Origin of the sequence: Teichococcus vastitatis, from assembly GCF_003604215.1 — a bacterium.
GTDB classification, from domain to species: Bacteria; Pseudomonadota; Alphaproteobacteria; order Acetobacterales; family Acetobacteraceae; genus Pseudoroseomonas; species Pseudoroseomonas vastitatis.
In genome coordinates, this window is sequence record NZ_QXGS01000004.1 from 212,858 (window position 1) to 234,579 (window position 21,722).

Below are 21,722 nucleotides of genomic sequence, written 5' to 3' on the forward strand. Positions count from 1 at the left end.
GGCGTTCCTTGTTCCTGTTGGCCGTGGCTCACCCGGGCAGGATCAGGCCATCGACGGCCACGGCGCCCTGCCCCGCGGGCCGCACGATCAGGGGATTGATCTCCGCCTCCGCCACCATGCCGTCCGGCAGGCAGGCGAGCAGCGACATGGCGCGGATGGCCCGCGCCAGGGCCTCGACGTCGCCTGGCGGCAGGTTGCGGAAGCCCTGGAGGGCACGCAGCTCCGGGATCGCCGCGATCATCTCCCGCGCCGTGTCCAGCGAGGCCGGCGCAAGGCGCACGGCGGTGCGGCGGGTCAGTTCCGCGGTGACCCCGCCGAGCCCGAGCACCACCACCGGCCCCACCTCGGGGTCATACCGGTAGCCCAGGATAATTTCGGCGAGGCCCTGCTGCATGGGCGCGACCAGCACGCCCTCGATCCGGGCGGATGGAAAGGCGGCTCTCGCCCGGGCCAGGATCTCCCGGACGGCCGTGCCGATCTCCGGCCCGCGCTGGTGGAGCCGCACCAGACCGGCATCGGTCTTGTGGGCGATGTCGGGCGAGACGATCTTGACCGCCGCCGGGCCCTCGAGGCCCGCGGCCCCCGCCGCATCGGCCACGATCCGGCTGCCGGGCCCCTCGATGCCCAGCGCCTCGAACACGGCGCAGGCCTCCGCCTCGTTCAGCCTGCGCGGTCCGTATCGCTGCAGCAGCGCCCGCGCGCCGTCGGGGATCTCCGCCGCCTCCGGGCGGCGGGGCGCCCGCCAGTTCAGATAGGCGTTCAGCGCGTCGGCGCAGGTTTCCGGCGTGCGGAATCCGGCCACGCCCGCCGCGTCGCAGATCGCCAGCGCCTCGTCCGCCTGCGGCGCGCAGAACACGCCGAGCGGCTTGCTGCCGTCATAGACCGAAAGGATGTTCTCGTTGACCTGGGCGGGCCGCAGCCGCGCCGTGGAGCCCAGCACGGCGACCACGGCGTCGCAATGGTCGCTCGCCACGATCTCGCGCAGCACCGTGGTGTACTGCCCCTTGCCGCCGCCCATGGGAAGGTCGATGAGCGGCGAGTCCGAAACCTCGATGCCCTGTTCCGCCAGGTGGCGGCGCATTTCCGGGGGCGGCCCCGCCACCTCGATGCCGAGCGATCCCAGCCGGTCCACCACCATGGCGGCGCCGCCCCCCGTTCCGGTCAGCACCGCGACGCGGCGCCCCTTCGGCGGTTGCCGGCCCATCACCAGGCGCGGCAGCTCCACCAGCCCGTCCAGCGTATCGACGCGCAGGATCCCGTTCTCGCGGAAGAAGGTGTCCGCCAGCTCGTCGCCGCCCACCATGGCGCCGGTATGCGAAACGGCGATCCGCCGTCCCAGCTCGGACCGGCCGAGCTTGTAGGCGATCACCGGCTTGCCCAGCTCATGCGCGCGGCGTGCGGCGCGGGCCAGCGCCCCGCCGTCCCGCAGCGTTTCGAGAAACAGCAGCACCGCCTTGGTGGCCGGGTCCTCCACCATCAGCGAGGCGATCTCACCGACCCCGAGATCGCATTCGTTGCCCACCGACACCAGCTTGGAGAAGGACAGGCCGCGCGTCCGGCAGCGCGACAGCAGCGCGCCCATCATGCTGCCGCTCTGCGAGATCAGGCCCAGCGAACCGGGCTCCAGCGGCTCCGCCTCGACGGCCGCGTTGTTGGTGATGGGAATGCCATCGGTGACGTTGACCAGGCCGAGGCAGTTCGGCCCGACGAGCCGCACGCCGCCTTCCCGCGCCAGTGCCACCAGCCGCTGCTGCCGCAGCCGCCCCGCCTCGCCGGTTTCCGCGAAGCCGGCGCTGTAGATGGTGGCCACGCGCACGCCGCGCTCCGCGCAGCCGGCGATGGCCTGTTCCACCGCCGCGGGCGGCACCATCAGGAAGGCGTGGTCCACCGGCCCGGGCACGGCCCGGATGTCGGGATAGGCGGTTTCGCCGAAGATCTCCGTGCGGGCGGGGTTCACCGGCAGAATGCGGCCCGGGTAGCCGGCCTTCTGCAACACGCGCTGGGCACGCGACGTGTTCTTTGCCGGGTCCGCCGATGCGCCGATCAGGGCGATGCTGCGCGGGCGGAACAGGGCTTCGGCCAGGGACGAAGGCGGGTGCGGCGGCGCATCGGTCATCACGATCTGGTCCATTCCCTCGGTTTCCTCAGCGGCCCTGGAAGTCCGGCAGCCGGCGCTCGGCCATCGCGCGCCGGCCTTCCGCGAAATCCTCCATCCGGCGCTGCCACACCTGTTGCTCGAATTCGCGCTCGATGGCTTGGTCGAACAGGTCGGGCAGGCCGCGGCGCAAGGTGGCGCGCACGCTCTGCACCGCCTGGGGCTGGGATCGGCCGATCTCCTCGGCCAGCGCTTGGGCGCTGGCGAGCACGGCGTCGTGCGCCACCAGCTCGTCCAGCAGCCCGATCCGCAGCGCCTCCTCCCCACCGATGCGGCGGCCCGTGTAGAACAGCAGGGCCGCCCGCTGCGGGCCGATCAGCCGCGGCAGCGTCGCCGACAAGGCAAAGCCGGGGTGAAAGCCGAGCCGGGTGAAATTTGCGGACAGCCGCGCTTCCGGGCAGCCGATGCGGAAATCCGCCACCAGCGCCAGGCCGAGCCCCGCGCCGATGGCCGCCCCCTGGATCGCGGCGACCACCGGCTTGCGGCAGCGGACCAGCCGTGCCGCCTGCCGGTACAGCGTGTCCCCCGGCGTCTCCGCCGGGCTGTCGAGGCCGCCGGAATCGCCGCTGGAGAAATCCGCCCCGGCGCAGAAATGCCGCCCCGCGCCCGCCAGCACCACCGCCCGCACGCCGGCATCGGCATCCAGGGCTTCCAGCGCCTCGGCCAACCCGGTGACCAGCTCGCGGTCGATGTGGTTGTTCGGCGGCCGGCCGAAGGTGATCGTGGCCACATGGCCCTGCCGCCCGACGCTCAGCGACGCGGCAGGGCCCGCCGCCCGCAGCGATTCCCGGTCCATGCTGTCCTCCCTTGGCCGCCGCTTCGCTGGCGCGGCGCTGCCGGGCCCGGGCGCTTGCCCCGGCTTTCCTGTTCTTATAAAGTTGTACGTACAACACGACAAGATCCGGTGCGAGCCGGAACGGGAGTTGCGCCCATGAACCTCCTCAGCCCCACCGCCCTGCAACCCACCGGGCAGCACGGCGGCGCCGGCCCCACCGCCAGCCTGGCCGCCTTCGCCGCCGGGCTGCGCTTCGAGGCCATCGACACCCAGGCCCGCCAGGCGGCGCGGCGACACCTGATCGACACCCTCGGCGCGATGATCGCCGGCGCCGGACAGGCGGCCACGCGTTCTGGCCAGAACGCCATGCGGGCGGCCATGGCGGGCGCCGGGCCGGTGCCGGTGCCGGGGCTGGCCGAGCGGTATGATGCGCTGAACGCCGCCTGGCTCGGCGGCACCAGCGCGCATGGCCTGGAACTGGATGACGGCCATCGCCCTGGCTCCGTTCATCCCGGCGCGGTGGTGGTTCCCGCCGCCATCAGCCTCGCCAGTCTGCGCCGCTCCTCCGGCACGGAATTGCTGACCGCCATGGTGGCTGGCTACGAGGCGTGCTGCAGGATCGCCGCGGCCAGCCACCCGCGGGCGCGCTGGCGAGGCTTCCACAACACCGGAACCGCCGGGGTCTTCGGGGCCGCCGTTGCCGGCGCCTCGCTGATGAAGATGGACGCGGCGGCGACGGAGAACGCCATCGGCACCGCTGCCTCCTACGCCGCCGGCCTGTTCACCTTTCTGGGCGGCGGCGACGTGAAGCGCACCCATCCCGGCCACGCGGCGCGCGAGGGGCTGATGTCCGCCCTGCTGACCGAGGCCGGATTGCCAGGGCCGTGCGGCGCGCTGGAGATGAAAGAAGGCTATTTCAACGCCTATGCCGGCGGCGACACCGGCGCCTTCGAGGCCACAGCGGTGGATCTGATGCAGGCGGGCGGCCACCACCCGGACAGTCCCCTGGCCGTGGCCAATTGCTACATCAAGCCGCATGCCTGCTGCCGCCACATTCATCCCGGCATCGATGCCGTCCTCGCCATCATGGCGGAGGATGGCGTGACCGCTGGGCAGGTGGACCGCGTGGAGATCGGCAGCTACGCCATCGCCGCCGCGCATGGCGCCGTGGGCTGGACGGAGATGACCACGGCGCAGATGAGCTTTCCCTTCGTGATCGCCACGGCACTGCGCCACGGCCGCGTCAGCCTGGGCGACTTCAGCGCCGCTCACCGCGCCGACCCGGAAACGGTGGCGCTGACACGCCGCATCACCGTCGGCGTCGACCCGGAATGCGAGAATGATTATCCGGCGAAGCGCAGCGCCCGGGTGGCGATCGTCACCCGGGATGGCCGCACGCTGCGGCGCCACGTTCCGGAACCCTTCGGCGGCGCCCGCAACCGGCTGTCCGACACGGCGGTGGGCGCGAAGTTCCTGGATCTCGCCGCACCCGTCATCGGTGCGGCGGCGGCCGGCCGGGCCCTCGAGGCCTTGTGGAACATCGACCGCGCCGCCGATGTGTCACCGGTCCTGGAGGCCCTCGCCCGCATCCCGCCCGCCTGACGGCGCCGGGCCGGGCCGCGGGGGGGGGGCCTCCCCGCCCGGCTAGGTTTCGCCGTCCGCCGAGCCGAGGCGCAGCGCATAGGCGAAGCGATCCGCTGCGGCATGGTAGTTGTCGGTGGCTTCCAGCAGCGTGCCGTCCGACGCCAGGAAGCGCCGCCGGATATGCAGCCCCGGCGATCCGGCCGGCACCGAGAAGCGCTGCGCGATGCCCTCCGGCAGGGCAATGGCGGTGATTTCCTGCAGCACCTCGGCCACGGCGATCCCCATGCGCTGCGCAATGAGGCGGTAGGCCGGCGTGCTCACCAGCTCCGGCAGGGTGGTCACGGCGGCGAAGCGGGCCGCCACATGCAGCTCCACCACGGAGATCGGCGGGCGCGTCCGGTCCTCGGGCCAGCGCAGCCCGTGCAGATGTACCCATTGGCTGCCCGCTTCCGCCCCGATGCGCTCGGCATAGGCGGCATCCGCCGTCACGGTTTCGCGCAACAGCACCTCGAGCCGCGTGGGCGTCGAATACCCCATCACGTCGGTGACGGAGCGCACCGCCAGCAGGTAATCGCTGCGCGGCTGGTCGGCGATGACGCGGGTGCCCACGCCCTGCGCGCCCGCCACCAGCCCGAGCTCCCGCAGGCGGCGCAGCGCCTGCCGCACGGTGGAGCGGCTGACGGCGAAATGCTGGGATAGTTCCTGTTCCGTCGGCAGCAGCGAGCCGATCGGCCGCCGCTTCTCCAGGATCTCGCCGGCCAGGGCCGCGGCGACGCTGGCATAGCGGGGCTGGGCCTCGTTGATCAGCTGGCTGACCGCCGCTGGCAGGCGGGATGCGCCGGCGTCCCAGGCAGGCAGCCGGCTGCGGATCTGCGACTTGGTTCTGGACATGCTTGGTTCACTTGTCTGCCTCGAGATAGATACCGTTATTCGTACAAGAGCACAACTTGCCATGATTGGCCTGCCCATGTGCCTCAGCGGAGGATGTTCATGAAAGCCCTGATCGGCCGGCGCGGCCTTGTCGTCGGCGCTTCCAGCCTCGCCCTTCCAGCCCTCTGGACGCGCTCCGCGGCGGCGGACTGGCCGGACCGGCCGATCCGCCTGGTGGTGCCCTACACGCCGGGCGGCAGCAACGACGCCATCGCGCGCCCGCTCGCCGAGGCGCTGCAGGGCGCGCTCGGCAAGCCGGTCATCGTCGAGAACCGGCCCGGCGCCGGCAGCACGTTGGGCGGCGGCTTCGTCGCGAACTCGCCACCGGATGGCTACACCTTTCTGCTGGCCTCCACCTCCTTCGCCACCAGCTCCACCTACCTCAAGACGCCCTATGACGCGCTGGAAAGCTTTGATCCGGTGGCGCGCATCTGCCTCGCCCCCATGCTGATCGTGACCAAGCCGAACGGGTTCCCGAACATGCGGGCGCTGATCGAGGCGGCGCGGGAGGGGGCCGGCCGGGTGCAGTATGCCATGGCGGGCATGGGGGCGGTCGGCCACTTCACCATGGAGGCCTTCAATGCCGCGGCCCAGCTGAAGATGGAGCCGGTGCCTTATTCCGGCATCTCACCCGCGCAGGCCGACCTGCTGGCCGGGCGGGTGGACATCATGGTCACCACCCTCGCCTCCATCAGCAATCTCGTCAGCAGCAATCAGATCCCCCTCCTCGCCTACACCAGCAGCGAGCGGATGGATTACGCCCCGCAGATCCCCACGGTGAAGGAAGCTGCCGGCATCGATTTCGCGGTGGACGTCTGGTGGGGCGTGCTGGCCCCCAAGGGCACGCCGGCGCCCCTGCGGGACACCATGAACCGGGCCATCAACCAAGCCATCGCAACGGAACGGTACACGAAGTTCCTCGCCGTCGAAGGGGCGAAGCCCATGCCGCAGAGCCCGGCCGAGTTCGGCCGCTTCGTGGCCGCTGACATCGCGCGCTGGCGGAAGCTGGCGCAGGATTTAAACATCCGGGCCAGCTGATCCCTTCGTCCGCGCGGCCTTCCACCGGATCCCCCGCCGGCATCCGGGCCAACCCGGCGAGGCGGTCACCTCCCGCCGGAACTGCGGCGGGGCTGCCGCCGGCGCGAACCGGCCGCCACGCCCTGCGGCCGCTCCACTTGGTGGTTGCCCGCCGGCCCGTCCGCCGCGGCAGCCCTCGGCCAACGGGCCGGCGAAGGACGCCGCCCTGCCGGCGGTCAGGAGAACAGCCAGCCCCCATCCTGCGCGGCCAGCCAGGCGTTGACGCCGGCGGCGTCCTCCGCATCCAATCCCGCGAGCCCCTCGCCGATGTCGCGAATGGCCTCGCCGGCGATCGCCAGAAGCGCTTCGGGGGGCAGAAGATCAAGATCGCCGCGGGCGGCAAGCTGCTCCACCATGGCCAGGGTGGCTGCTCCGCCATAGAGGCCAGCGCCGGCGTCGATCATGCCGGGATCGACCGCCTGGATCGCCTGGATCAAAGCCAGGTCGGCAGCGGATTGCTCCGCCGCTGTTGCCGCGGCGCCCGAGGCCGCATCATGGTCCTGGAACGCCTGGTCCAGCGCGTCGACCGGCACCGGGTTGGCTGGCGCAGGATTGGGGGAGTCAAGAAATTGCCCCGCCGAATACGAGGGGCCGCCGAAATTGCCATAGGTCGGGGCCGAAACCGGGTGATCGTCGTGGCCAGGAAAATCCAGGTTGACGTGGAACGGATTGTGCCAGTTGACCGCGGACATGGGGGTTCTCCCGTTGAATGGCGCAAAGGAAGCGAAGCCCCGCCACCCGAAGAAGGCAAGGCCAATCAGGGTCCGGCCCCGATGATAGTGCCGCGTGCCCCTCCGGGTCGCGGATCCCCGAGTTGCCACGCCTCCGCCTGTTCCTCAGCCGGAGAAAATGAATTCCGCTCCGGCAAAAAGACAACCAAGATCGAGGCAAGACCGCGTCGCCGGCATCGCCCGGTGGTGATCCGCAGCTCTGACCGGGTGCTTCCAATGGCCGCAGAAGCCGATGACACGGGCGCTTCTGACCGCATGGCCCACTGGAGAGCCTTCTACGCCCGCTACGTGGCGGCCAGGGGCGCCGTCGACGATGCCCGCGTCGAGCAAGCCTTCGCCGCCGTTCCGCGCGAGCCCTTCGCCGGACCCGGACCCTGGTCGATCCTGGCGGTCAGCCCGTGGCGCAGCGGCGCGGCCCGCTCGGGCTATGTGCGGACACCGGGCGCGGATCCCGCCTTCCTGTACCAGGATGTGCTGGTCGCGCTCGACCCGGCGCGCGGGATCAACATCGGCGAGCCCGCCCTGCATGCGCGCTGCCTGGATGCCTGCGCACCGCAAAGGGGGGAAACGGTTGTGCAGGTCGGCGCCGGAAGCGGATACTACACGGCCATCCTGTGTGAGCTTGTTGGACCCCAGGGGCGGGTTCATGCCTTCGAGATCGACCCCGATCTGGCCAGGAAAGCCGTGGCCAATCTGGCACCCTGGCCATGGGCCGAGGTGCTGGCGCGGTCCGGCACGGCGGAAGCCCTGCCGCCGGCCGACCTGATCTATGTGAATGCCGGCATCACCCAGCCGAGTCCGGTATGGCTGGACGCCTTGCGTCCCGGTGGACGGCTGCTGTTTCCGCTCCAGCCCGAGGGCGGCTTCGGCGGCATGCTGCTCGTGAAGCGTCCGCCGGGGACGGAACGGGCATGGCCAGCGGAATTCGTGTCCCGCGCCAGCTTCATCGCCTGCCAGGCACAGCAGGATCAGGTGGTCGGGCGGAAGCTGGAGGCGACCTTCCAGGCGGGAGGCTGGTCCAGGGTGCGCAGCCTCCGTTTGGAGGGCGAGGCGGATCAGACCTGCTGGCTGGATGGAGGAAGCTGGTGGCTCTCCACCGCGTCAGGCTGAGGCTGCGGCGCACTCCGATGCGGCCGTGGATTGCGACACAGGACTCTTCGCATCCGGTAAGCGTTCCGCCATCATGCCGTTGAACGGTTCGGTGGGTTTCCACCTTCTCCTCCATCAGCGCTGCCGCCGATCGGAAAGCAGGGATCTCCGCTCAGCGACCGGCCCGCTTCGCTCCAGCCGCCGGGCTGGGCCGCCTGCACCTGGAGAGCCTGAAAAAGCGCTTCAGCCGGATAATCGGCCGAGGGGCAGCATCGTCGGGAGAATGCAGGTACCGATGGTCTTCGGCGTAGCAGAGCGTCCTCCGCTCCGATCCGACAGGCCGGACTGGCAGCCGATGGGTCGGGCGGACGCCACAAGCTGCCGGGCGGAGCATGCCGCGAGTGGCGGCGGAAACGGCTTCCACACCCGGAAAACGGCAGCAACTCAGTCTAAGCAGGCGAGAAAAGGTATGGCGCGCCCGAAAGGATTCGAACCTCTGACCCCCAGATTCGTAGTCTGGTGCTCTATCCAGCTGAGCTACGGGCGCATACCAAATTGTTCTAGTCTCGGGCCCATCCAAGTCGCCTTGGCGCGCCCGTGAGGATTCGAACCCCAAACCTCCAGATCCGTAGTCTAGCGCTCTATCCAGTTGAGCTACGGGCGCTGGCCAGTGGCGGGGGAATAACCGAGGCCCTCCCCCCGCGCAAGGGGCGTTTTCCGCCGTTACGCGCCCATTTTATCCAGTTCGCGCAGAATGGCATCGCCCATCACGCTGGTGCCGACGCGCGCCGTGCCCGGTCCCATGATGTCGGCGGTGCGCAGGCCGCCGGCCAGCACCTTCTCCACCGCCGCCTCGATCAGCTTCGCATCCTCCTCCATCCCGAAGGACCAGCGCAGCAGCATGGCGAAGGACAGCATCTGGGCGCAGGGATTGGCGATGCCCTTGCCGGCGATATCCGGCGCCGAGCCGTGGATCGGCTCATACAAGGCATGGCGCCGGCCAGTGGCGTCCGGCGCGCCCAGCGTGGCGGATGGCAGCATGCCGAGCGAGCCGGTCAGCGCCGCCGCGAGGTCCGACAGCAGGTCGCCGAACAAATTGCTGGCGAGCACCACGTCGAACTGCTTGGGGCGCGAGCAGAGCTGCATGGCGCAGTTGTCGGCATACATGTGCGACAGCTCGACCTCGGGATACTCGGCCTTGCCGATCTCCGAGACCACGGCGCGCCACAGGCGGCCGGTCTGCATCACATTGGCCTTCTCAACGCTGGTCAGCCGGCCGGTGCGCTTCCTGGCGAGGTCGAAGGCAACGCGGGCGACCCGGGCAATCTCCTCCTCCGTGTAGACCTCGGTATCGACGCCGCGGCGCTTGCCGTTGGGCAGGGTCTCGATGCCGCGCGGCTCGCCGAAATAGATGCCGCCGGTGCTCTCGCGCACGATCATCAGGTCGAGGCCGCGTACCAGGTCGGGCTTCAGGCTCGACGCATCGACCAGCGGGTTCAGCACCACGGCCGGACGCAGATTGGCGAACAGCCCGAGTTCCTTGCGCAGCCGCAGGATGCCGAGCTCGGGACGCTTATCGAAAGGCAGGCTGTCCCAGCGCGGGCCACCCACCGAGCCGAACAGCACCGCATCGGCGCCCAGCGCGCGCTCCACCGTCTCGTCCGGGCAGGGAGAGCCGGTGGCTTCCAGCGCGGCGCCGCCAACCTGGCCTTCCTCCAGCGTGAAGCTGACATGGCGGCGGCGGTCCATCCACTCGATGATGCGGCGCACCTCGCGCATCACCTCGGGGCCGATGCCGTCGCCCGGAAGAACCAGAAGCTTCTTGTTGGCGGTCATGATGCGGTGCGTTCCTCCTGTTGCGGCGCGCCGTACAGCCAGGGCTGCGCGGCACGCTGCTTCGCTTCGAAGCCGTCGATGGAGGTGCTCTTCTGCATGGTCTGGCCGATGTCGTCGAGGCCGTTCAGCAGCAGGTGGCGGCGCAGCGGATCGATCTCGAACGGGATCTCCTCGCCATTCGGCCGCACCACGACCTGTCGCTGGAGATCCACGGTGAGGCGGGCATTGCCGCCCATCCGCGCATCCTCCATCAGCTGGTCGCACACCTCGCGCGACAGGCGCACCGGCAGGATGCCGTTCTTGAAGCTGTTGTTATGGAAGATGTCGGCGAAATCCGGCGCGATGACGCAGCGTATGCCGAAATCCAGCAGCGCCCAGGGCGCGTGCTCGCGCGACGAGCCGCAGCCGAAATTCTCATGCGCGATCAGCACTTCCGCGTGGCGGTAGGGCTCCTGGTTCAGCACGAAATCCGGATTCTCCGAGCCATCCTCGCGGTAGCGCAGGTTGGCGAAGAGCGACTTGCCGAGCCCGGTGCGGGCGATGGTCTTGAGGAAGCGGGCCGGGATGATCTTGTCGGTGTCGACATTGGCCATCGGCAGTGGCGCCGCGATGCCGGTCAGGGTGGTGAAGGCGTCCATGGCTCAGTGCTTCCCCTGGGCGATCTCGCGCACGTCGGTGAGGTGGCCGGTGATGGCGGCGGCGGCGGCCATGGCGGGGGAGCACAGATGCGTCCGCCCCCCCGGCCCCTGCCGCCCCTCGAAATTGCGGTTCGAGGTGGAGGCGCAACGCTGCCCCGGCTTCAGCTTGTCCGGGTTCATGCCGAGGCACATGGAGCACCCCGCCTCGCGCCATTCGAAGCCGGCCTCCTTGAACACGGCATCGAGGCCTTCCTGTTCCGCCTGCAGCTTCACCAGGCCGGAGCCCGGCACCACCATGGCGCGCACGCCCTCCGCCACCTGGCGGCCGCGGGCGATGGCGGCGGCGGCGCGCATGTCCTCGATGCGGGAGTTGGTGCAGGAGCCGATGAACACCACGTCGACCTTGAGGTCGGTCAGCTTCTGCCCCGGCTGCAGGCCCATATACTCGACCATGCGGCGCAGCTGCGCGCGGCGGGCCTCGTCGGCGGCCGCCTCGGGGTCCGGCACGGCGGCGGTGATCGGCAGCACGTCCTCGGGGCTGGTGCCCCAGGACACCATCGGCACGATCTCGGCGGCGTCGAGGAACACCTCCTTGTCGAAGACGGCGCCCTCATCGGTGGGCAGGGTCTTCCACCATTCCACGGCGCGGTCGAAATACTCGCCCTTCGGCGCGTGCGGCCGGCCCTTGACGTAGGCGAAGGTGGTCTCGTCCGGCGCGATCATGCCGGCGCGCGCGCCGGCCTCGATCGACATGTTGCAGATCGAGAAGCGCCCGGCCATGTCCAGCGCGCGGATGGTGGAGCCGGCGAACTCGATGACGTGGCCGTTGCCGCCCGCCGTGCCGATCTTGCCGATGATGGCCAGCACGATGTCCTTGGCGGTGCAGCCGGCCGGCAGCTCGCCCTCCACCGTCACGCGCATGTTCCTGGCGCGCTTCTGCAGCAGGGTCTGCGTCGCCAGCACGTGCTCCACCTCGGAGGTGCCGATGCCGAAGGCCAGCGCCCCCAGCGCGCCATGGGTCGAGGTGTGGCTGTCGCCGCAGACAATGGTCATGCCGGGCAGCGAGAGGCCCTGCTCCGGCCCGATGATGTGGACGATGCCCTGGCGGGCATCGGTCAGCGGGATGTAGGGGACGTTGAACTCGGCGACGTTCTTCTCGAGCGTCTCGACCTGCACCCGGCTCTCGGGGTCGTCAATGCCGGTGTAGCGCGAGGCGTCGGTGGCGATGTTGTGGTCCACCACGGCGACGGTGCCTTCCAGCCGCCGCACCGGCCGGTTCGCCATGCGCAGCCCTTCAAAGGCCTGCGGGCTGGTCACCTCATGCACGAGGTGCCGATCGATGTAGAGAAGCGCGGTGCCGTCCGGAAGCGTCTCGACCAGATGGGCGTCGAAGATCTTGTCGTAGAGCGTACGCGGCTTCGTGGCCGACATCGGCGTTACCTCAGGGTCTGGTGACACAAGGCGCGTCGCGGGCAGGCGGCGCGGGGTGGCCATGCATATGGCGCCACACCCGGCCCATTGAAGCACCTGAGTGATCCCGGCGCCACTGCCCGGCAGCGCGGCCCTCCCCCCGGCGCATCACATAACTGTCGCGAACACCCAGGGAAAGGGCCGCAATGTTTCGCGAAGCAGGGCTGTTTCGCAAGGAGCCCAAAGCCCGCGGCGCTTCCCCGGACGGCCGGCACCATCGGCAGCGGGATGGCCCGTCATGAAAAACGCCGCCCGCGCGGATCGCGCGGGCGGCGTGGTCGTTCCGGACCGGCCAAGCGGCCGGCGGCGGCCTCAGGCCTTGGCGCGCGGCGCGGCCTTCTCGGCGATGCGGGCGGACTTACCGGTGCGGCCCCGCAGGTAGTACAGCTTGGCGCGGCGCACCTTGCCCCGGCGCAGCACGGCGATCTCGGCGATGCTCGGTGAATACAGCGGGAAGACGCGCTCGACGCCCTCGCCATAGGACAGCTTGCGCACGGTGAAGTTGCTGTGCACGCCCTTGTTGGAGCGCGCGATCACCACGCCCTCATAGGCCTGGGTGCGGGTGCGCTCGCCCTCGACCACCTTCACCATCACGCGGACGGTGTCACCGGCGGCGAAGGCCGGCACCTCGCGGGCGCTGGCCAGGCGGGAAAGCTGCTCGGCGTCGAACTGCTGCAGCAGGTTCATGGGTTTGGTCCTCTCGATCAATCCGTTGAGGCGGCGCGGGCCGCCCGTTCAATCCGTTTTCTGCGGCATGGCGGTCAGCCCGCCCGCCGCGACACATGCCTGGCCCAGAGATCCGGCCGCCGCTCGCGCGTCGCCGCCTCCGCCTGCTCCCGCCGCCAACGCGCCACCGCCGCATGGTGGCCCGACAACAGCACCTCCGGCACCGCCCTGCCCTGCCATTCCACCGGGCGGGTATAGTGTGGGTATTCCAGCAGCGGCGCGTCGACCTCGGCGAAGCTTTCCTCCGCCGCGCTGTCCGCACCTCCCATGACCCCCGGCAGCAGCCGCACGCAGGCGTCGAGCAACAGCAACGCCGCCGGCTCCCCGCCCGAGAGCACGAAGTCGCCGGCCGAGACCTCGCGCATGCCGCGCGCCTCGATCACCCGCTGGTCCAGCCCCTCATAGCGGCCGCACACCAGGATCACCCCCGGTCCCGCCGCCAGCTCCCGCACCAGCGCCTGGTCCAGCAGGCGCCCGCGCGGGGTGAGATAGACCAGCGGCCGCCCGGCACCCTCCGCCAGAGCGGCGGCACAGGCGGCATCCACCACATCCGGCCGCAGCACCATGCCGGCGCCGCCGCCGCAGGGCGTGTCGTCCACCGTGCGGTGCTTGTCGGCGGCGAAGTCGCGGATCTGCCGCGTGTCGAGCCGCCAGCGCTCCTCGCGCAGCGCCCGGCCCGCCAGCGACAGGCCGAGCGGGCCCGGGAACATCTCGGGGAACAGCGTCAGCGCCGTGGCGTGCCAGCTCATGCGCCGCCTCCGCGCACGCCGCGCGGGCCGATCCGCTTCGGGTCGTCCTGCCGGCGCGGCAGAGACCGGACCGGCTCGGCCAGCACCGTGCGCGGCTCCGCATCATTGGCGCCCTCCGGGGCATCCCCCGGCTCGGGCGGCACCACAATGTCCTCCGGCGGCTCCACGACGAGGTGGCCGGCGGCGACGTCCACCACCGGCACCACGGCACGGGTGAAGGGCAGCAGGGTTTCGCGCCCCGCCTCGTCCACCACCGCCAGAAAGGCGCCGGCGCCGTAATCCTCGACGCTGCGCACGCTGCCCAGCACCTGCCCTGCCTTGTCCTGCACCGGCAGCCCGACCAGATCGGCGAGGTAGAATTCCTCCTCCTCCGGCGCGGGCAGCCTGTCGCGGGGCACGTAAAGGCGGGTGCCGGTCAGCCTGGCAGCGGCATCGCGGTCCTGGACGCCCTCGACGCGGGCAAGCCCGCCGGGCAGCCATTGCAGCACCAGCGTCGTCGTTCCGCTCTCATCCGAGAGCGGCCCGTAGGCGGCCAGCGCCGCCGGATCGGCGGTGAAGGACTGGACGCGGACCAGGCCGCGCACACCGTGCGGCCGTCCGATCTCCCCCACCAGGATGCGATCCTTACCCATGCTGCGTGGCTGCTACCAGGGTTCCTGGATCAGCCGGCCGCGGCGGCGGCGGCGCGCTCCTGCGCCTTCTTCTTCGGCGCGGACTGCTTCGGCTGCTCACGGAACACCGGCATCGGCGCCAGCTCGGCATGGCCCAGGAACTTGGCCACGCGGTCTGTCGCCACGGCACCGTTGCTCAGCCAGTGCTTGATGCGCTCGTCGAACAGGCGCACGCGCTCGGCATGGTCGGAGGGCAGCATCGGGTTGTAGCTGCCGACCTTCTCGATGAAGCGGCCATCGCGCGGCGAGCGGCTGTCGGCCACCACGATGTGGTAGTAGGGGCGCTTCTTGGCGCCGGCGCGCGCGAGGCGGATCTTCAGGCCCATCGTTCTTCCAGTCTTTCAGTGATTCGAAGGTTGAAACATCAGAAGGGGCGCTTGCCGCCCCCCATGCCAGGAAGCAGCGCGCCGAGACCGCCGCGCATCATGCCTTTCTGGCCAAGCTTGCTCATCCGCTTCATCATCGCGGACATATCGTCGAACTGCTTCAGCAGCTTGTTCACCTCCTGCACGGAGGTGCCCGAGCCGGCGGCGATGCGCTTCTTGCGCGACGCCTTCAGGATCGCCGGGTTGCGGCGCTCCTTCATCGTCATCGAGCCGATGATCGCCGCCTGCCGCTTCAGGATCGAACCGTCGAGCTTCGACTCGTCGATCTGACCCTTCAGCTTGCCCATGCCCGGCAGCATGTTCAGGATGCCGGACAGCGAGCCCATCTTGTTGATCTGCTTCAGCTGCGCCGCGTAATCCTCCAGGTCGAACTGACCCTTCTGCATCTTCGCGGCGAGCTTCTCCGCCTCGGCCTTGTCGATCGTCTCGGCGGCTCGCTCGACCAGGGAAACGATGTCGCCCATGCCAAGAATGCGGCCGGCAATGCGGTCGGGGTGGAAATCCTCCAGCGCTTCCAGCTTCTCGCCGGCGCCGAGCAGCTTGATCGGCGCGCCGGTCACCGCCCGCATGGACAGCGCTGCGCCGCCGCGCGCATCGCCGTCGATGCGCGTCATGACGATGCCGGTGATGCCGACGCGCTCGTTGAAGGCGCGCGCCGTCTGCACCGCGTCCTGGCCGGTCATGGCATCCACCACCAGCAGGCTCTCATGCGGGCGGGTGGCGGCCTTGACCTGCGCCACCTCTTCCATCAGCGCCTCGTCGATCGACAGGCGGCCGGCGGTGTCGAGGATGACCACGTCGTACAGCTCGCCGCGCGCCACCTGCATGGCGCGCTGCGCGATTTCCAGCGGGCCCTGCCCCTGGATGATGGGCAGGGACGCGACGCCGGCCTGCTTCGCCAGGGTTTCCAGCTGCAGCTGCGCGGCCGGACGGTGCACGTCCAGGCTGGCCAGCAGCACCTTCTTGCGGTCCCGCATGCGCAGCCGCAGCGCAATCTTGCCGGAGGTGGTGGTCTTGCCCGAGCCCTGCAGGCCGACCATCAGGATCGGCACCGGGGAGGCCGCGTTCAGGCTGATGCCGGGGACGTGCTCCACGCCTTCCCCACCGCCCAGCGCCTCCACCAGGCAATCATTGACGATCTTGATGACCTGCTGCGCCGGGGAGACGGAGCGCAGCACTTCCTGGCCCACGGCGCGCTCGCGCACCTTGGCGACGATGTCCTTGACCACCGGCAGGGCGACATCGGCTTCCAGCAGCGCGATGCGGACCTCGCGCGAGGCTTCGGCGACGTCGGCCTCGGTCAGCGCGCCACGGCGGCGCAGCCGGTCGAAAACCCCGTTCAGCTTGCCCGAAAGCGCCTCGAACATCCGCCCTCACTGCCGCGCCCTGGCGGGCGCCCAAAACAAAACGCGCCGCTGCGCGAGCCTTCGCGGAGCGACGGAGCCGGGCCTCTCCAGGGAGGCGCCGACCAAAAATCCCGGGTCTGGCCCAGGTCGGCGGGGTTTATGCCATTTCGCCCTCCGGGGTCAAGCAGCAGCTCTTGCTGTTGGCTTCGTGGCGACCCCCACCTGCCGGAGCGCCGAGAGAGCCGAGGGGAAAGCGCCTCCCGCACCCGCATCGCGGCGTCGGGCACCGCCCGCCCCGCCGGCGGCTATCGTCCCGGAACCGGGGCGAGGCGCGCCTTCGGCCGCACCGGCGTCACCTCCACCGGCAGCGGCGGCGCCGCCCCCTGCTTGTCCTGCCCCATGTAGAGCGTCAGGTGCGGGAACGGGATCTCGATGCCGCGCGCGTCGAAGACCTGCTTGATGATCTCGTTGTAGGCGCGGCCGATCACCCAATGCTTGCCCGGCAGGGTCTTGATGCGGGCCCGCACCACAACCGCCGAATCGCCGAACTGCACCAGGCCCTGCATGTCCAGCGGACCCAGGATGCCGGCGCCGTGCGCGCTCTGCGCCAGCTGGTCGAACGCCTCCTGCATGGCCGCCTTCACCTCGTCGATGTTCTCCCGGTAGGCGACGCCGATCTCGGCCACGTGGAAGGAGAAGCCCTTCATCATGTTCGAGACCTTGTCGACGGAGGAGAACGGGATCAGGTGCAGCGTGCCGCTCAGGTCGCGGATCGAGACGGAGCGGATGGTCAGCCGCTCCACCACGCCGGACGTGCCGCCGACCGCCACCACGTCGCCCTCGTTCATGATGTTCTCGAGCTGGATGAAGGCGCCGGTGATGATGTCCTGCACGAGCTTCTGGGCCCCGAAGCCGATCGCCAGGCCCAGCACGCCGGCGCCCGCCAGCAACGGCGCGATGTTCACCCCGATCTGCGCCAGCGCCAGCATCAGCACCAGCACGCACAGGGCGATGGTGAAGGCGTTGCGGAACAGCGACAGCAGGGTGCGCTCCCGCGGCGTCGGCGCGGTGCCGTAATGGGGGTTGAGGCGGTATTCCACCCAGGACGACACGGCGATGTAGATCGCGATCCCGACCACCACGATCAGCCCGGCCGACAGCAGCGAGCCCGCCACGCGCTGCCCGCCCTCGCTCGCCAGCCAGCCCAGGAAATCCACCAGCCCCCAGGCCTGGGCGATCAGCGCGGCGATGCAGACCAGCACCACCGTCCGCACCGCCTGCATCACCCGCGGCACAAAGGCCCGCAGCCGGCCTTCCAGCAGCGGCAGGCGCTCGGCCAGATCGGCCGGCACCCGCACGCTCAGATGCACGGCGCGGCGGATCAGAAACAACACCAGACCGCCCGCCAGGATCGCCAGGGCGGATTCGGCCGTGGCCCCGACCATGAAGGACAGCGCCTCGCGCGGGTTGACCAGCCACACGGCGAACAGGGCGACGAGGTAGAAGATGGCCAGGCCGTGCCAGACCTGGCCGAGCAGCGACAAGGTGCGCGACAGCATGTCCTGCCGGCCCTGCGCGGCGCGGGCGGTCAGGGCGGCCCGCACCGGCGCGCGGTTCTGCAGCACGAGCAGCACCGCGATCACCAGCGCCATGGCCATCACCACCACGCGCAGCGCCTCCGCCGCCGCCAGCGAGGTGGTGGCGAGCACCGGCGCAGCGAACAGGAACGCATAGCCGAGCAGCGACACCAGCCGCTTCAGCCAGAGGAACCAATAGGCGGCGGCCTCGTCGTTCAACGGCACCGGGCGCAGGATCGGCTGCCGCGGCGACAAGGCGGCGCGCAGCACCAGCTTGGCCGCCTCCACCATCAGAAACGCGTTCAACAGCAGGCTCTGGCCGATGCCCATCCGCCCGGTGGCGCCGCCCACCACCTGCAGCGCCAGGGCATAGCCCGCCCCCCAGGCGAGCAGCACCGCCAGGGCATCGAACAGCATGCCGCCCGCCAGGCCGAGCGTCCGCCCCACCCAGCCCCGCCCCGCGGCCCGCAGCGCCAGCCAGCGGCGCGACCGCTTCACCGCCGCGCGCAGCAGCAGGTAGCTGACGGCCAGGCCGAGTGCGACCAGCGCCACGCCCAGCGCCAGGTCGCCCAGCGCCGCCAGGCCCGGCCGGCCCAGGTTCAGCGCGCCGGAGCCGACCTCCGACAGCGTGCGCGCGACGGAGGACAGGCCCGCCGCCGCGCCCTCGGCGATCGCCCGGCTGCGCTCCGCGATCTGCCGCACCAGCGCCGGTTCCGCGGCCGTGGCATCGGCGGCCGGCGCGGCGGCGCCCTGGCGCAGCCGCGCGATCAGGGCGGCCCGGGCCTCGTCATTCTCCAGCAGCCGCACCAGCTCCGCGGCGGTGTCCTGCGCCGGCGCCGGTGACGGCGCGGCGGGCGCCGCCGCGTCGCCGGTGGTCTGGGCCGCCAGCGGCGGCGCGATCAACAACAGCAGGACGAGACCATAGGCAAAACAGCGCATCTAGGCTCCGGTGGCTTGGAAGGGCGGCAAAGCGTTCCAGCTTGGGGGCGCGGCCGCGGGCGTCAACCACGAACCGTGCCGATCCTCTTGCCGCCGCCGCGGGGCCTCGCTACAGTTCAGCCAATGAACACGCGGATGCCTCAGCAGAGCTGGTGGTGGCCCCTCCCCTGAGGCGGCCCGCGTAACCCTACACGGCCGCCACGGAGTTCCGGGCGGCCTTCTTGTTCCCACAAGCCGATCGATCCCGGACCCCGTGGCCCCTGAAGCCCGGAGTTTGTCGATGCAGATCAACTACCGAACCGATGGCGGCATCAGCATCCGCCGCGAAACGCTGGAAACCGGGGCGCGCGACGCGCTGGCGGCGCTGGCGACGCGGCTGGACACCCAGCGCGGCGTGCTGCTCTCCTCCTCCTTCGAATTCCCGGGCCGCTACACGTTTTGGGATCTGGGCTTCTCGGACCCGCCGCTGATGCTGCAGGCGCGCGGGCGGGAGATGACGATCAAGGCGCTGAACGCGCGCGGCGCGGTGCTGCTCGGCGCCGTGGCGCTGGCGCTGCGCCGCCTGCCGGAACTGGCGTCGCTCACGGCCACGGAGCAGCAGATCGATCTCGCGGTGCGCACCCCGGAAGGCAGCTTTCCGGAAGAAGAGCGTTCCCGCCAGCCTTCCGTGTTTTCCGTGCTGCGCGCGCTGCGCGACCTGTTCGGCAGTGCCGAGGACGCGCATCTCGGCTTCTACGGCGCCTTCGGCTACGATCTTGTGTTCCAGTTCGAGCCGGTGCAGCTGCGCCTGCCCCGCGCCGCCGACCAGCGCGACTTGGTGCTCTTTCTGCCGGACGAGATCCTGGTGGTGGACCACTTGCGCGACCGGGCCACCGTGTATCGCTACGATTTCGAGGTCGCCGGCCACTCCACGGCGGATCTGCCGCGCGACACCGCGGCGGAAGGCTTCCAGGCGGGGCAGAACGCCGCGCCGCCCGAAAGCGATTACGGCCCCGGCGAATACGCCGCCATGGTGGAGCGAGCGCGCGACGCCTTCGCCCGCGGCGATCTGTTCGAGGTGGTGCTGGGCCAGACCTTCGCCACCGCGTGCCAGGACGCGCCCAGCGAGATCTTCCGCCGCCTGCGCCAGGTCAATCCCTCGCCCTACGGGGCGCTGATGAACCTCGGCGAGGGCGAGTTCCTGGTCGCCGCCTCGCCCGAGATGTTTGTCCGTGTCGAGGACAAGCGGATCGAGACCTGCCCGATCTCCGGCACCATCAAGCGCGGCCGCGACGCGCTGGAGGACGCGGCCAACATCCGCACCCTGCTCAACTCCGCCAAGGAGGAGAGCGAGCTGACCATGTGCACCGACGTGGACCGCAACGACAAGGCGCGGGTCTGCGTGCCCGGCACGGTGCGGGTGATCGGCCGGCGGCAGATCGAGATGTATTCCCGCCTGATCCACACGGTGGACCATGTGGAAGGCATCCTGCTGCCCGAGCGCGACGCGCTGGACGGCTTCCTGAGCCATGCCTGGGCGGTGACCGTGACTGGGGCGCCGAAATCCTGGGCGATCCGCCACGTCGAGGCCGAGGAGCGTTCCGCCCGCCGCTGGTATGGCGGCGCCATCGGCCGCATGACCTTTGACGGCAACATGAACACCGGGCTGACGCTGCGCACCATCCGCATGAAGGACGGCGTGGCCGAGGTGCGCGCCGGCGCCACCCTGCTGCATGACAGCGAGCCTGCGGCGGAGGAGGCGGAATGCCGCCTGAAGGCCTCCGCCATGTTCGCCGCGATCCGCGGCGAGGCGAAGCCGGCCGCCGCCGCCGGCACCGCCACGCCGGCCGCATCCGGCTTGCGCGTCCTGCTGGTCGATCACGAGGACAGCTTCGTTCACACCCTCGCCAGCTATGTCCGCGCCGCGGGGGCCGAGGTGCGCACCCTGCGGCCCGAAGCCGCCCGCGCCGAATTGCGCGGCAACGCGCCGGTGGACTTGGTGCTGCTGTCGCCGGGCCCTGGCCGGCCCTCCGACTTCGCCATGTCCGAGACGCTCGACCTCGTGATCGGGCGCAACCTGCCGGCCTTTGGGGTGTGCCTCGGCCTGCAAGGCATGGTGGAGCATTTCGGCGGCGCGCTGGACCAGCTGGCGCTGCCCATGCACGGCAAGCCGTCGGAGATCCGCAACCTTGGCGGGCAGTTGCTGGCCGGGCTGCCGGAACGCTTCACCGTCGGCCGTTACCATTCGCTGCATGCCCGCAAGGTGGCCCTGCCGGCCGAGCTGCTGAACACGGCGGAAACCGAGGATGGCGTGATCATGGCGATCGAGCACCGCACGCTGAAGCTGGCGGCGGTGCAGTTCCACCCGGAATCACTGATGACCGATCCCGCCAGCATCGGCATGCCGCTGATCCGCCACCTGTTGCAGCACTACGTCACGGGTGCCGCCGCGGAATGAGGCGCGCCGGCCCTTGTTCCCCCGGGACGGTGGCCGGCTACACGCGCAGTTGCGTGGACCGCGTCTCGGGGTTCCGCTTAATCTTGGCCGGTCGTTTCAAGTTAATAATGATGCTGCCCCCGTCGAACGGGGCGGCGGCTGCTTTGTTCCGCCCGGCCGGGAGCAGCGATTTTATCCCAGGTTGAGGAAACGGAAGACGACACAACTCCCTCTACTGTGAGTTGATTTAAAATGCATAACATTCATTCTCCCGGTAAGCCCACGCCCCCCGCCGCGCCACCCAGGAGACCCTGATGAACGCCTTCGTGCCAGAGCCCGCCACCGCCGCCCCCGCCCTGGGCGCCGCATCCATGGACGAGGCGGCCTTTCTGCACGCGCCGCGTGCCACGGGCATCTGGCCGGTCGTGATCCTGCGCTGGGGCCGCTTCGAGGCCGAGATCGATAGCCCGTTCTGCGGCTTCCTGCGGATCGGGACCTGGGAAAGCTATGCGCGCTGGGAAGATGAGCGGGCCTGGTTCTGGCAACGTGACGCCGGCGCACTGGAAATCAGCGCCGGCCGCTATCGCGTCACGCTGTCGCGTCAGCCGCAAGGCTGAGGCGCGGCGG

General features: G+C 70.4%; 18 protein-coding genes and 2 tRNA genes. 5 read left to right on the top strand and 15 right to left on the bottom strand.

Features of this window, described 5'->3' with window-relative positions; genetic code table 11:
* Positions 1-28: 28 nt before the first annotated feature.
* The gene (locus D2K64_RS08855; protein ID WP_202910596.1) at positions 29-2,131 is read right to left on the bottom strand and encodes an acetate--CoA ligase family protein; all 2,103 of its coding nucleotides are present in this window, start codon (positions 2,129-2,131) and stop codon (positions 29-31) included.
* A 13-nt stretch (positions 2,132-2,144) separates the two neighbouring features.
* The gene (locus D2K64_RS08860; protein WP_120007947.1) at positions 2,145-2,951 is read right to left on the bottom strand and encodes an enoyl-CoA hydratase/isomerase family protein; all 807 of its coding nucleotides are present in this window, start codon (positions 2,949-2,951) and stop codon (positions 2,145-2,147) included.
* Positions 2,952-3,086: 135 nt separating this feature from the next.
* Here D2K64_RS08860 and D2K64_RS08865 point away from each other — a divergent pair, with 135 nt between their 5' ends.
* A complete protein-coding gene (locus D2K64_RS08865; RefSeq protein ID WP_157985782.1) occupies positions 3,087-4,532 on the top strand; it encodes an MmgE/PrpD family protein in 1,446 nt (481 codons plus the stop codon).
* 42 nt (positions 4,533-4,574) lie between these two features.
* Here the strand turns inward: D2K64_RS08865 and D2K64_RS08870 are convergent, their stop codons facing one another.
* Complete coding sequence (locus tag D2K64_RS08870) at positions 4,575-5,405, bottom strand: GntR family transcriptional regulator (RefSeq protein ID WP_162306169.1); 831 nt, start codon at positions 5,403-5,405, stop codon at positions 4,575-4,577.
* A gap of 99 nt (positions 5,406-5,504) precedes the next feature.
* Between D2K64_RS08870 and D2K64_RS08875 the strand changes: the two genes are divergently transcribed.
* Entirely contained in the window at positions 5,505-6,482 is a 978-nt protein-coding gene (locus D2K64_RS08875) for a Bug family tripartite tricarboxylate transporter substrate binding protein (RefSeq protein WP_157985783.1), read from the top strand.
* Between the two features lie 215 nt (positions 6,483-6,697).
* Here the strand turns inward: D2K64_RS08875 and D2K64_RS08880 are convergent, their stop codons facing one another.
* Positions 6,698-7,213, bottom strand: coding sequence for a hypothetical protein (locus tag D2K64_RS08880; protein WP_120007957.1), 516 nt, complete (start codon positions 7,211-7,213; stop codon positions 6,698-6,700).
* 294 nt (positions 7,214-7,507) lie between these two features.
* Here D2K64_RS08880 and D2K64_RS08885 point away from each other — a divergent pair, with 294 nt between their 5' ends.
* Positions 7,508-8,362, top strand: coding sequence for a protein-L-isoaspartate O-methyltransferase family protein (locus D2K64_RS08885; RefSeq protein WP_238384099.1), 855 nt, complete (start codon positions 7,508-7,510; stop codon positions 8,360-8,362).
* Positions 8,363-8,811: 449 nt separating this feature from the next.
* On the opposite strand, the gene D2K64_RS08890 is transcribed toward D2K64_RS08885, so the two are convergent.
* From D2K64_RS08890 to D2K64_RS08940, 11 genes are all read right to left on the bottom strand, one after another.
* A tRNA-Arg gene (locus tag D2K64_RS08890) sits at positions 8,812-8,888 on the bottom strand.
* A gap of 40 nt (positions 8,889-8,928) precedes the next feature.
* A tRNA-Arg gene (locus D2K64_RS08895) sits at positions 8,929-9,005 on the bottom strand.
* 59 nt (positions 9,006-9,064) lie between these two features.
* Positions 9,065-10,177: a 3-isopropylmalate dehydrogenase gene (gene leuB, locus D2K64_RS08900; protein ID WP_120007960.1), complete on the bottom strand. Its 1,113-nt coding sequence runs from the start codon at positions 10,175-10,177 to the stop codon at positions 9,065-9,067.
* Entirely contained in the window at positions 10,174-10,815 is a 642-nt protein-coding gene (gene leuD / locus D2K64_RS08905) for a 3-isopropylmalate dehydratase small subunit (protein WP_120007963.1), read from the bottom strand. The genes leuB and leuD overlap by 4 nt, the downstream gene beginning before the upstream one ends.
* 3 nt (positions 10,816-10,818) lie before the next feature.
* Entirely contained in the window at positions 10,819-12,246 is a 1,428-nt protein-coding gene (gene leuC, locus D2K64_RS08910; RefSeq protein ID WP_120007965.1) for a 3-isopropylmalate dehydratase large subunit, read from the bottom strand.
* A 351-nt stretch (positions 12,247-12,597) separates the two neighbouring features.
* Positions 12,598-12,972 (bottom strand): 50S ribosomal protein L19, encoded by a 375-nt coding sequence (gene rplS, locus D2K64_RS08915; RefSeq protein WP_120007967.1) that lies wholly within the window; start codon positions 12,970-12,972, stop codon positions 12,598-12,600.
* Positions 12,973-13,046: 74 nt separating this feature from the next.
* Complete coding sequence (gene trmD, locus D2K64_RS08920; protein ID WP_120007969.1) at positions 13,047-13,760, bottom strand: tRNA (guanosine(37)-N1)-methyltransferase TrmD; 714 nt, start codon at positions 13,758-13,760, stop codon at positions 13,047-13,049.
* Entirely contained in the window at positions 13,757-14,392 is a 636-nt protein-coding gene (gene rimM / locus D2K64_RS08925; RefSeq protein WP_120007971.1) for a ribosome maturation factor RimM, read from the bottom strand. Before rimM ends, trmD begins: the two co-directional genes overlap by 4 nt.
* Positions 14,393-14,421: 29 nt before the next feature.
* Complete coding sequence (rpsP, locus tag D2K64_RS08930) at positions 14,422-14,757, bottom strand: 30S ribosomal protein S16 (protein ID WP_120007973.1); 336 nt, start codon at positions 14,755-14,757, stop codon at positions 14,422-14,424.
* A gap of 38 nt (positions 14,758-14,795) precedes the next feature.
* Positions 14,796-16,184 (bottom strand): signal recognition particle protein, encoded by a 1,389-nt coding sequence (gene ffh / locus D2K64_RS08935; RefSeq protein WP_120007975.1) that lies wholly within the window; start codon positions 16,182-16,184, stop codon positions 14,796-14,798.
* 284 nt (positions 16,185-16,468) lie between these two features.
* Complete coding sequence (locus D2K64_RS08940; protein ID WP_120007977.1) at positions 16,469-18,679, bottom strand: mechanosensitive ion channel domain-containing protein; 2,211 nt, start codon at positions 18,677-18,679, stop codon at positions 16,469-16,471.
* A gap of 280 nt (positions 18,680-18,959) precedes the next feature.
* Between D2K64_RS08940 and D2K64_RS08945 the strand changes: the two genes are divergently transcribed.
* Entirely contained in the window at positions 18,960-21,116 is a 2,157-nt protein-coding gene (locus tag D2K64_RS08945) for an anthranilate synthase component I (RefSeq protein ID WP_120007979.1), read from the top strand.
* Between the two features lie 293 nt (positions 21,117-21,409).
* Positions 21,410-21,712, top strand: coding sequence for a hypothetical protein (locus D2K64_RS08950; protein WP_120007981.1), 303 nt, complete (start codon positions 21,410-21,412; stop codon positions 21,710-21,712).
* The last annotated feature ends 10 nt before the right edge of the window (positions 21,713-21,722 follow it).

What these genes read in the sequence shown, in the direction of transcription:
- D2K64_RS08855 (WP_202910596.1), bottom strand. Translation starts at nt 2,131, where the DNA reads ATGGACCAGATCGTGATGACCGATGCGCCGCCGCACCCGCCTTCGTCC.
- D2K64_RS08860 (WP_120007947.1), bottom strand. Translation starts at nt 2,951, where the DNA reads ATGGACCGGGAATCGCTGCGGGCGGCGGGCCCTGCCGCGTCGCTGAGC.
- D2K64_RS08865 (WP_157985782.1), top strand. Translation starts at nt 3,087, where the DNA reads ATGAACCTCCTCAGCCCCACCGCCCTGCAACCCACCGGGCAGCACGGC.
- D2K64_RS08870 (WP_162306169.1), bottom strand. Translation starts at nt 5,405, where the DNA reads ATGTCCAGAACCAAGTCGCAGATCCGCAGCCGGCTGCCTGCCTGGGAC.
- D2K64_RS08875 (WP_157985783.1), top strand. Translation starts at nt 5,505, where the DNA reads ATGAAAGCCCTGATCGGCCGGCGCGGCCTTGTCGTCGGCGCTTCCAGC.
- D2K64_RS08880 (WP_120007957.1), bottom strand. Translation starts at nt 7,213, where the DNA reads ATGTCCGCGGTCAACTGGCACAATCCGTTCCACGTCAACCTGGATTTT.
- D2K64_RS08885 (WP_238384099.1), top strand. Translation starts at nt 7,508, where the DNA reads ATGGCCCACTGGAGAGCCTTCTACGCCCGCTACGTGGCGGCCAGGGGC.
- leuB (WP_120007960.1), bottom strand. Translation starts at nt 10,177, where the DNA reads ATGACCGCCAACAAGAAGCTTCTGGTTCTTCCGGGCGACGGCATCGGC.
- leuD (WP_120007963.1), bottom strand. Translation starts at nt 10,815, where the DNA reads ATGGACGCCTTCACCACCCTGACCGGCATCGCGGCGCCACTGCCGATG.
- leuC (WP_120007965.1), bottom strand. Translation starts at nt 12,246, where the DNA reads ATGTCGGCCACGAAGCCGCGTACGCTCTACGACAAGATCTTCGACGCC.
- rplS (WP_120007967.1), bottom strand. Translation starts at nt 12,972, where the DNA reads ATGAACCTGCTGCAGCAGTTCGACGCCGAGCAGCTTTCCCGCCTGGCC.
- trmD (WP_120007969.1), bottom strand. Translation starts at nt 13,760, where the DNA reads ATGAGCTGGCACGCCACGGCGCTGACGCTGTTCCCCGAGATGTTCCCG.
- rimM (WP_120007971.1), bottom strand. Translation starts at nt 14,392, where the DNA reads ATGGGTAAGGATCGCATCCTGGTGGGGGAGATCGGACGGCCGCACGGT.
- rpsP (WP_120007973.1), bottom strand. Translation starts at nt 14,757, where the DNA reads ATGGGCCTGAAGATCCGCCTCGCGCGCGCCGGCGCCAAGAAGCGCCCC.
- ffh (WP_120007975.1), bottom strand. Translation starts at nt 16,184, where the DNA reads ATGTTCGAGGCGCTTTCGGGCAAGCTGAACGGGGTTTTCGACCGGCTG.
- D2K64_RS08940 (WP_120007977.1), bottom strand. Translation starts at nt 18,679, where the DNA reads ATGCGCTGTTTTGCCTATGGTCTCGTCCTGCTGTTGTTGATCGCGCCG.
- D2K64_RS08945 (WP_120007979.1), top strand. Translation starts at nt 18,960, where the DNA reads ATGCAGATCAACTACCGAACCGATGGCGGCATCAGCATCCGCCGCGAA.
- D2K64_RS08950 (WP_120007981.1), top strand. Translation starts at nt 21,410, where the DNA reads ATGAACGCCTTCGTGCCAGAGCCCGCCACCGCCGCCCCCGCCCTGGGC.